At 70.4% G+C, this 8,605-nt stretch carries 9 protein-coding genes and 1 pseudogene; 2 read left to right on the top strand and 8 right to left on the bottom strand.

The genetic code is table 11. The annotated features are described in order from the left end of the window. The 3 genes and pseudogenes from QK444_RS26905 to QK444_RS26895 all read right to left on the bottom strand — a co-directional run. Positions 1-121: pseudogene (locus tag QK444_RS26905) on the bottom strand (urease accessory protein UreF); the annotation flags it as partial. Between the two features lie 304 nt (positions 122-425). Further along, positions 426-1,298 carry an SDR family NAD(P)-dependent oxidoreductase gene (locus tag QK444_RS26900; RefSeq protein WP_282784914.1) on the bottom strand — a complete coding sequence of 291 codons (873 nt, stop codon included), beginning with the start codon at positions 1,296-1,298 and terminating at the stop codon, positions 426-428. 255 nt (positions 1,299-1,553) lie between these two features. Continuing rightward, positions 1,554-3,059 (bottom strand): MFS transporter, encoded by a 1,506-nt coding sequence (locus tag QK444_RS26895; RefSeq protein WP_282784913.1) that lies wholly within the window; start codon positions 3,057-3,059, stop codon positions 1,554-1,556. 118 nt (positions 3,060-3,177) lie between these two features. On the opposite strand from QK444_RS26895, the gene QK444_RS26890 reads away from it, so the two are divergent. Further along, entirely contained in the window at positions 3,178-3,843 is a 666-nt protein-coding gene (locus QK444_RS26890) for a TetR family transcriptional regulator (protein ID WP_282784911.1), read from the top strand. A 540-nt stretch (positions 3,844-4,383) separates the two neighbouring features. Next, the gene (locus tag QK444_RS26885) at positions 4,384-4,794 is read left to right on the top strand and encodes a YchJ family metal-binding protein (RefSeq protein WP_282784910.1); all 411 of its coding nucleotides are present in this window, start codon (positions 4,384-4,386) and stop codon (positions 4,792-4,794) included. Between the two features lie 4 nt (positions 4,795-4,798). Here the strand turns inward: QK444_RS26885 and QK444_RS26880 are convergent, their stop codons facing one another. From QK444_RS26880 to QK444_RS26860, 5 genes are all read right to left on the bottom strand, one after another. Further along, positions 4,799-5,467, bottom strand: a complete 669-nt coding sequence (locus tag QK444_RS26880) for an O-methyltransferase (protein ID WP_282784908.1) — start codon at positions 5,465-5,467, stop codon at positions 4,799-4,801. 46 nt (positions 5,468-5,513) lie between these two features. Further along, entirely contained in the window at positions 5,514-7,235 is a 1,722-nt protein-coding gene (locus QK444_RS26875) for an urease subunit alpha (protein ID WP_282784906.1), read from the bottom strand. Continuing rightward, the gene (locus tag QK444_RS26870; protein ID WP_282784916.1) at positions 7,235-7,546 is read right to left on the bottom strand and encodes an urease subunit beta; all 312 of its coding nucleotides are present in this window, start codon (positions 7,544-7,546) and stop codon (positions 7,235-7,237) included. Before QK444_RS26870 ends, QK444_RS26875 begins: the two co-directional genes overlap by 1 nt. Positions 7,547-7,548: 2 nt before the next feature. Beyond that, positions 7,549-7,851, bottom strand: coding sequence for an urease subunit gamma (locus QK444_RS26865; RefSeq protein WP_282784904.1), 303 nt, complete (start codon positions 7,849-7,851; stop codon positions 7,549-7,551). Between the two features lie 107 nt (positions 7,852-7,958). After that, entirely contained in the window at positions 7,959-8,405 is a 447-nt protein-coding gene (locus QK444_RS26860) for a PaaI family thioesterase (RefSeq protein ID WP_282784902.1), read from the bottom strand. Positions 8,406-8,605: the final 200 nt, after the last annotated feature.

Here is an 8,605-nt window from a genome sequence, read left to right as displayed (position 1 = left end):
CCACCGACTGCACATCGCGCACCATGCCGGAACTCACGGCCTCCTCCACTCCGCCGGAGTGCACGTGCCCGCCGATCGGCAACCGCGAGTCCGCCAGGTTCAGCAGTATCGCGAGGCTCATGACCGCCGCTCCGGAGTACCCATGGCCCGATCCTAGGCCAACCACCGGGCAGCTCCGGCCCGCCCATCCCGGCCCGCCCAGCGCTGCCCGGCCACCCCGGCTCGACTATCGCGGCCCGATCACCCCTGCCCGACCAGCGCGGCCCAACTACCGCTGCCCGACCACCCGGCCTGACCATCGCTCCCCGAGCACCCTCAGCCCGGCCACCCCGGCCCGACCTGCGCTGCCCGGCCATCCTCGGCCCGGCCACCCCGGCCCGCCAGCGCCGCCCGCCCATCCTCGGCCCGGCCATCCCGCCCGGCCGTCACCGGCGGCGGAAGCTCCTGGCCATGAACCGGTGCGCGGGTCCCCGCGCGAGATCACTCCACGCCTGCACGGGTCCGGACCACCAGGGCGTGATCTCGTACGGCCGCGCCGTGACGGCGTGGCAGACCAGGTCGGCGGCCTCGTCGGCGGTGAGGCCGGGCACGCCGGAGAAGTCGGTCGGGGCGCTCATCCGGGTGTGCACGAGTGGCATGTAGATGGTGGTCGTGGTGACCTTGTCGGCGGCGACTTCCGTTGCGACCGAACGCAACCAGCTGTCGAAGGCGGCCTTGGAGGCGTAGTAGGCCGACCACTGCGGGGCGGGCGGCACCCGCAGCCCCCAGGTGGAGATGTTGACGATATGGCCGCTGCGGCGCTCCCGCATATCCGGCAGCAGGGTGAGCAGCAGCCGCACCGGCCCCAGATAGTTGATGTCCATGGTCCGAGTGAAATCGTGGAATCGGTCGTAGGACTTGTGGATCGGGCGGCGAATGGACTTACCCGCATTGTTGATCACCACGTCGATATGCCCGTGCTCGGCGAGCAGTCCCACACCCAGCCGCTGCACCGCGTCCATATCGGTGAGGTCGGTGGGATAGGTGAACGCCGTCCCGCCCGCCGCGCGGATCTCGTCGGCCACCCGCTCCAGATCCGCCGCGGTGCGCGCCACCAGCAGTACGGTCGCCCCCGCGGCCGCCAGTTTGCGCGCACTCGCCTTGCCGATGCCGTGCGAGGCCCCGGTGATCAGCACGATGCGGCCCTCGACGGACTCGCGCAGCGATTTCTCGCGCGGACGCGAGGTCGGGTACAGCAGGCGCGTCGCCACCCGTTCCGCGAGCGGGCGGCCATTGCCGGTGGGCGCGGTCTCGTTCACAGCATCGAATGTATTGCGGTGGGCTCCGGTTCGCTGCCGTTGCCGCCGAATACGCGGTCCCGCGCGCCCCGGGGACGGCAGTACGACATGGTGAGCGGTCGGATGCCCCCCGCGGACCGACTCGGTCTCGCGCGCACAGTGCGCTGCGCGCGATATCGCGATGTGGTGGCGCGGCAGTCTTCCGGGATCGACCGCAGCACGGTGCGGCCGGCGCGCTGGCTCGCCGACACCGTGCGGACCGGCCGCGGCCGCCGGTCAGTGCGCGGGCGTCCCGGCCTCGGACAGCTCGACGTCGCGGGTCTTGGCGAAGGCGGCGACCAGCGCCATGGCGATGAGCAGCACCGCACCGGTGGTGGTGGCGACGTGCATGCCGTCGACGAATGCCTCGCGCGCCGCGTGGATGAGCGCGGCGTCGTCACCGGCGCGGGTGATGGTCTCCCCCAGGGTGGGCGCGAAGTCGCCGCCGTTGCGGAATACCAGGGCCGCCAGCGAACCCAGCAGCGCCAACCCCAGGCCGTTGCCGAGTTCGAAGCTGGTCTCCGAGATGCCGACCGCCGATCCGGCCCGCTCCGGCGGCACCGACGACACCGCCACCTCCGATACCAGCGTGAACATGGTGCCCAGGCCCAGACCGGCCACCACGGTGCCCGCGATGTACCAGCCGACGCCGCCGTCCACCCCGACGCCGAAGAGCATGAGGTTGCCCAGCGCGGCCGCGCTCGAACTGACCACGAAGGTGGTGCGCACGCCCAGGCGGCGGCCGATGGCCCCGCCGGTCATGGACGTGGTGAACACCACCACGGCCATCGGGATGCCGAGCAGCGCCGCCTGCAAGGCGTCCCGCCCGGTGACCGATTGCAGGTACATGCTGGTCAGATAGCTCATTCCGGCCAGGGCCAGCATGCCGACGGTGCTGGATCCGATGGCCACCGCGAACAGGCCGCGCCGGAACAGGCCGAGATCCAGCAGCGGTTCGTCCAGGGTGCGCTGTCGCCGGATGAACGCCGTCAGCACCAGCACGCCGATCGCGCCCGTGATCACCGCCTCGGCGTCGACGCCCTCGGCGGCCATGTGCTTGACCGCGTAGATCAGCGGCAGAATGCCGCCGATGGACAGCGCCACGCTGGGCAGGTCCAGCGGCCCGCGTCCGGCCGAGCGGTGCTCGGGCAGCAGGATGGGACCGAAGACGAGCAGCACCAGCACCACGGGGGCATTGATCAGGAAGACCGAACCCCACCAGAAGTGGTGCAGCAGGACGCCGCCGATGATCGGGCCCACGGCCGAACCGCCCGCGAAGAAGGCCGTCCACACTCCGATGGCGGTGGCGCGGTCGCGGGCGCTGGTGAACAGGCTGGAGATGAGGGCCAGGCTGGACGGCAGCAGGGTCGCGCCGCCGATGCCCATGAGCGCCCGCGCCGCGATGAGCACCTCGGCGCTCGGCGCGAAGGCGGCCACGGCCGAGGCGATGCCGAAGATGGCCGCGCCGACCAGGAGGATGTTGCGGCGTCCGATGCGGTCGCCGAGGTTGCCCATGGTGATGAGCAGGCCCGCGATCATGAAGCCGTAGATGTCGAGGATCCACAGCTGTTCGGTCGCCGAGGGGTCCATATGCGCGGTGAGCGTCGGCATGGCCAGGTACAGCACCGACATGTCCATCGACACCAGCAGCACCGGCAGGATCAGCACGCCCAGCCCGAGCCAGGCTCGCGGGGGCGCGGACGTGCGTCGCGGCGTGTTCGAGTGCGCGAGAGTCCCGGTCATTCCCTATCCTTCGGTGCTTGCTGCGTGGAGTGGTTCACGGAGTGCGTGCGTACGGCGTACGCGAGAGCCGGGGTACAGTGTACGCACGCCGGTAGGGGAAAGGAAAGCGAGTTATCCCATGACCGAGGCCAAGCTGACGCGAGCCGCCATTGTCGACACCGCCATCACGCTGGCCGACGAGTCCGGACTGGAGTCGCTCTCGATGCGGCGCATCGCCGATCACCTGGGAGCGGGCGCGATGTCGCTGTACCGGCACATCCCCAACAAGGATGTGCTGCTCTCGGATATGACCGACGAGGTGGCGCGGCGCAATCCGTACCCCGATCCGACCGGACAGGACTGGACGTGGCGGGACCGGGTGCGTATCGCCGCCGAGGTGGACTGGCGGCTCTACCAGGAGCATCCGTGGGTGCTGTTCACCTTCGCCGTCCCGCGCTACAACTTCGGACCGCACAGCCTCACCTGCCTGTCCTGGCTGGTCGAGGGCTTTCGCGAACTCGACGTCGACATCCGCGAGGCCACCCGCATGTCGCTGTCGGTCTGGAGCTACATCGCCGGAGTCGCACTCCAGCAGGTGAGCTCGAATCTACTGGCGAGCAAGGAGACCGACCCGGACCAGAAGTCCGGCCTGGCCGCCCTGCTGGACGGCACCCCGCGTTGGGAGACACCGCCGGGCCTGGCCGCATTGCACGGCACCGGCGCGACCGACCTGCTCGATCCGGTGCTGATGCTCGACGCCGGACTCACCGCGCTCTGCGACGGCTTCGCCACCGCCCACCGCTGAACCGTTCTCGTCGCCACCCGGCGCTCATCCGCCGCCGAGCACGCCCGTTGCCCCGCGATCCGAACCGACACCGAGAGGCACGCGCGCGACCTGTCGCATTTGCACCGAATGCACGAAAGCGCGGCGTGCCGCCATGCACGCCCCGCGCCGAAGCACCAGCCGCCACCCATGATCGCGCCGAGATATCAGCCAGCATCCGGTGCGGCGGCCGGTTCCCACGCGGCCGCCGCCGATGCCTACCCGCACGACGCGATCGGCGCTCCCGCGCACCGGCACGTCGGCGAACGCTGGACCGGTCGTCGGGCGCGGCCCGCGCGAATCAGCAGGCGCACCCGTGTGCCGCCCCGCCTCTCGCGTCCCTGCCGCTGCCGGGGAGCACTCCGCGGTGCGGGCGGCCGCCGAACACCACAGCCACACGTGGACGGCAACGGCTCACCCGCTCGGGTTTGCGGGAGGACGCGGCGGGCCGCTCCAGGCACGGATCGCCGACCACGCGTCACCCCGGTCGGCGGCCGACAGCGCGGTCCGGAGAATAGGGGCATGTCGAAACGTCGGAAGTCCGCCGCCGGACCCGCCGCATGTCCGTGTGGTTCGTCCGCGCCCTACGCGCAGTGCTGCGGCCCGCTGCACCGGGGTGAGGGGCGGGCGGCGACGGCGGAGGCGCTGATGCGATCGCGGTTCAGCGCCTTCGCGGTGGGCGACGAGGCGTATCTACTGCGCAGCTGGGCTCCCGAAACCCGCCCGGCCACCGTGGAATTCGAACCCGGGATGCGCTGGGAGGCTCTGGAGATCGTGGGCAGCACCGGCGGCGGGCCGTTCCACACCGCGGGCACCGTCGAATTCCGGGCGCACTATCGGGCCCACGGGCGGGCGGGAACGCTGCACGAGCACAGCCGCTTCCGTCGCGACGACGGTGCCTGGGTGTACGTGGACGGCGATATCACGCCGTGAACCGTCAGCCCTGGGCGTCGAGTACGACCGCGTAGATGAATCCGTCCCAGCCCTTGCTGCCGACGGTCTGGAGCACGGTGGCGTCCAGGCGCGGTTCGGCGGCGCAGAATTCGATCACCTCGCGACTGGCGCGAATAGCGGGATCGGCCGAATCCGCCTCCGCCACCCCACCGTCGCGCACGACATTGTCGACCATGATCACCGCGCCCGGCCGGGTCAGCCGCAGCGCCCAGCGCACATAGTTGGCGTTGTTGACCTTGTCGGCGTCGATGAACACCAGATCGAAGGGTTCGGGCCGCTCGTCGGCCAGCACGGGCAGGCTGTCGAGGGCCGCGCCGACCCGGATGTCGACCCGGTCCCCCACACCCGCGCGGTCCAGATTCTCCCGCGCCACCCGCGCGTGCTCCGGATCGTATTCGAAGGTGACCACCTGCCCGGACTTGCCGACCGCCCGCGCCAGCTGAATCGTGCTGTACCCGCCGAGCGTCCCGATCTCCAACACCCGCCGCGCGCCGATGGACAGCGCGGTCAGGCGCAGAAACGCGCCCTGAGGCGGGGAGACGTCGATGGGCGGGAGCCCGGCGGCCGCATTGGCCGCCAGCACCTCCGAATCCCGGTCTCCCACCAGGGCGTCCACGAGGTAGCGATCCACGTCGGTCCAGTCTGCGCTCATATCCGCAGTCTGCCACCGACGGGGGCCTCGGCGCCGAACGCGAACGTCAGAACAGGAAGTAGCGCTGCGCCATCGGCAGTTCGACCGCGGGCTCCTCCGCCCACACCTCGCCGTCGATGCGCACCGTGAACGTGTCCGGATCCACCTCGATACGCGGCATGGCGTCATTGTTGGGCAGGTCCGCCTTGGTGCGGCGACGCACATTCGCGACGGGCACCAGTCTGCGGTTCACCCGCAGCCGGTCCGCGAGACCGTCCTCGATCGCGGCCTCCGACACGAAATGCAGCGAGGTACCCGAGGCCACGGTGGGCGACGCGCCGAACATGGGGCGCGGCAGCACCGGCTGCGGAGTCGGAATGGAGGCATTGGCGTCACCCATGGCCGCCCAGGCGATCGCGCCGCCCTTGAGCACGGCGTGCGGGCGGACACCGAAGAAGGCGGGCTCCCACAGCACCAGATCGGCCAGCTTGCCCACCTCCACCGACCCGATCTCGTGATCGAGGCCGTGCGTGACGGCCGGACAGATGGTGTACTTCGCGATATAGCGCCGCACCCGGTTGTTGTCGGCGGCCCCGTCGCCGGGCAGCGCGCCGCGCCGCTTCTTCATGACGTGCGCGGTCTGCCAGGTGCGCATGACAACCTCGCCGATGCGGCCCATCGCCTGCGCGTCGCTGCCGATCATGGAGATCGCGCCCAGATCGTGCAGCAGATCCTCCGCCGCGATGGTGGAGGGCCGGATCCGGCTCTCCGCGAAGGCCAGATCCTCCGGAATCGACGGGCTCAGGTGATGGCACACCATCAGCATGTCGAGATGCTCGTCGAGGGTGTTGACGGTGTGCGGCCGGGTCGGATTGGTCGAGGACGGCAGCACATTGAGATAGGAGGCGACCGTGATGATGTCGGGCGCGTGCCCGCCGCCCGCCCCCTCGGTGTGATACGAGTGGATGGCCCGCCCGCCGATGGCGGCGAGGGTGTCCTCCACGAATCCGGCCTCGTTGAGCGTGTCCGAGTGCAGCGCCACCTGCACGCCCGAGGCGTCGGCCACGGTGAGGCAGGCGTCGATGGCGGCCGGGGTGGTCCCCCAGTCCTCGTGCAGTTTGAATCCGCCCGCACCGCCGCGCAACTGCTCCCACATGGCCTCGGGGCGCACGGTATTGCCCTTGCCCAACAGCAGGATGTTGACCGGCCAGGAGTCGGTGGCCTCCAGCATGCGGCCCAGATGCCACGCGCCCGGGGTCACGGTGGTGGCCTTGGAGCCCTCCGCCGGTCCGGTGCCGCCGCCCACCATGGTGGTGATGCCGCCCGCCATGGCCTCGTCCAGCAGCTGCGGGCAGATGAAGTGCACGTGGCAGTCGATGGCGCCCGCGGTGACGATGCGGCCGTTGCCCGCGATGATCTCGGTCGAGGGTCCCACCACCAGATCGGGATGCACCCCGCTCATGGTGTCGGGGTTGCCCGCCTTGCCGATGGCGCGGATGCGGCCGTCGCGAATCCCGATATCGGCCTTGATGATTCCCCAGTGGTCCACGATCACCGCGCCGGTGATGACGGTGTCCGGGGTGCCCTCGGCGCGGGTGGCGCGGGCCTGGCCCATGGACTCGCGCAGCACCTTGCCGCCGCCGAAGACGGCCTCGTCACCGGCGAGTCCCGGTCCGCCGCTGCGGTCCTCGGTGATCTCGATGAACAGATCGGTATCGGCGAGGCGGATGCGGTCGCCGACGGTGGGTCCGAACAGTTCGGCGTAGCGGGCGCGGGACAGTTCGGTCATCAGGCATCCAGCTTTCCGGGTGGGGTGAGACTGATTCCGTGCACCTCGCGGGTCCCACCCAGCGGCACCAGCGACACCCGCTGGGCCAGACCGGGTTCGAAGCGCACCGCGGTTCCGGCGGGGATGTCGAGGCGGCGGCCGTGCGCGGCCGCGCGGTCGAATTCCAGGGCCGCGTTCGCCTGCGGGAAGTGCACATGCGATCCGACCTGCACCGGCCGGTCGCCGGTGTTGACCACATCCACCTCGATGCGGTCGGCACCCGGGTTGATCTCGATCGTGCCCTCGGCACAGTGGTATTCGCCGGGAATCATCGTCATCCGATCGGGTGGTGGACGGTGACGAGCTTGGTGCCATCCGGGAAGGTGGCCTCCACCTGCACGTCGTGGATCATCTCCGGCACCCCCGGCATGACGTCGTCGCGGGTGAGCACGGTGCGCCCCGACGCCATCAGTTCGGCCACGCTGCGCCCGTCCCGCGCGCCCTCGAGCACATGGTCGGTGATGAGCGCGATCGCCTCCGGATGGTTGAGTTTGAGTCCGCGCGCCTGTCGCCTGCGGGCCAATTCGGCCGCGTAGCTCAACAGCAGGCGTTCCTGCTCATGCGGCGACAGTCGCATTCGGGCTCCTCACCGAGGTCGTGGGGCGGATCGCCGGTCATTCTGACACGCCCCGTATTACCTCAGTGTTTCGTCACCTCGGTGTTTCACCGGTCCCCCGCGGTTCGTCAGTCCCGCGTGGCGAGGTTCTGCAACCGCACCTGGCCGCGCGCCACCGGCCGCTCCTGCTCGTCGGTGATGACCACGACCCACAGCTGCTGCGACCGCCCGCGGTGGATCGGCGTCGCGACGCCGCGCAGCGTCCCCTCGCGCACCGCGCGCAGGAAGTCGGTGTTGTTGTTGACCCCGACCACGGTCCCCTTCTCCCCCAGCCACACGCTCGCGGCCACGCTGGCAAGGGTCTCGATGACGGTGCAGTACACGCCGCCGTTCACGATCCCGGCGGGCTGGAACTGCTGCGGGCCGACCACCCATTCCGCACTCACCCGGTCGGCGGTCAGCTCGGTGAACTTCAACCCGATGAGGTCGGTGAAGGTACCCTCGCTGAACTGGTTCATCAGCTCCGGCGTCACATCCGCCATGGACCGCACCGACGAGAAATCTTGCTGCGTCATGTACCCACAGTGGCACGGCCGATCCGGCATTCCGGCGCGGGGTCACGACCACCACTTGCAACTTAGGTAAGCCTGACCTACACTACTCGTGGCGTCAGGATCGCGAGCGTGCCCCGAGGGCTGCGGGAGCCCCCGATCCGCTGCCGGGGGGGGGGGGGGGCGGGGGGGGGCCCCCACAACCACCCCCCCCCAAGGTAGGG

The organism is Nocardia sp. CC201C (assembly GCF_030010695.1).
GTDB lineage: Bacteria > Actinomycetota > Actinomycetes > Mycobacteriales > Mycobacteriaceae > Nocardia > Nocardia otitidiscaviarum.
This window is presented reverse-complemented; position numbering and strand designations above follow the sequence as displayed.

Bases quoted from the DNA above. Each gene is read 5' to 3' on its own strand.
- QK444_RS26895 (WP_282784913.1), bottom strand. From the start codon at position 3,059: ATGACCGGGACTCTCGCGCACTCGAACACGCCGCGACGCACGTCCGCG.
- QK444_RS26890 (WP_282784911.1), top strand. From the start codon at position 3,178: ATGACCGAGGCCAAGCTGACGCGAGCCGCCATTGTCGACACCGCCATC.
- QK444_RS26885 (WP_282784910.1), top strand. From the start codon at position 4,384: ATGTCGAAACGTCGGAAGTCCGCCGCCGGACCCGCCGCATGTCCGTGT.
- QK444_RS26880 (WP_282784908.1), bottom strand. From the start codon at position 5,467: ATGAGCGCAGACTGGACCGACGTGGATCGCTACCTCGTGGACGCCCTG.
- QK444_RS26875 (WP_282784906.1), bottom strand. From the start codon at position 7,235: ATGACCGAACTGTCCCGCGCCCGCTACGCCGAACTGTTCGGACCCACC.
- QK444_RS26870 (WP_282784916.1), bottom strand. From the start codon at position 7,546: ATGATTCCCGGCGAATACCACTGTGCCGAGGGCACGATCGAGATCAAC.
- QK444_RS26865 (WP_282784904.1), bottom strand. From the start codon at position 7,851: ATGCGACTGTCGCCGCATGAGCAGGAACGCCTGCTGTTGAGCTACGCG.
- QK444_RS26860 (WP_282784902.1), bottom strand. From the start codon at position 8,405: ATGACGCAGCAAGATTTCTCGTCGGTGCGGTCCATGGCGGATGTGACG.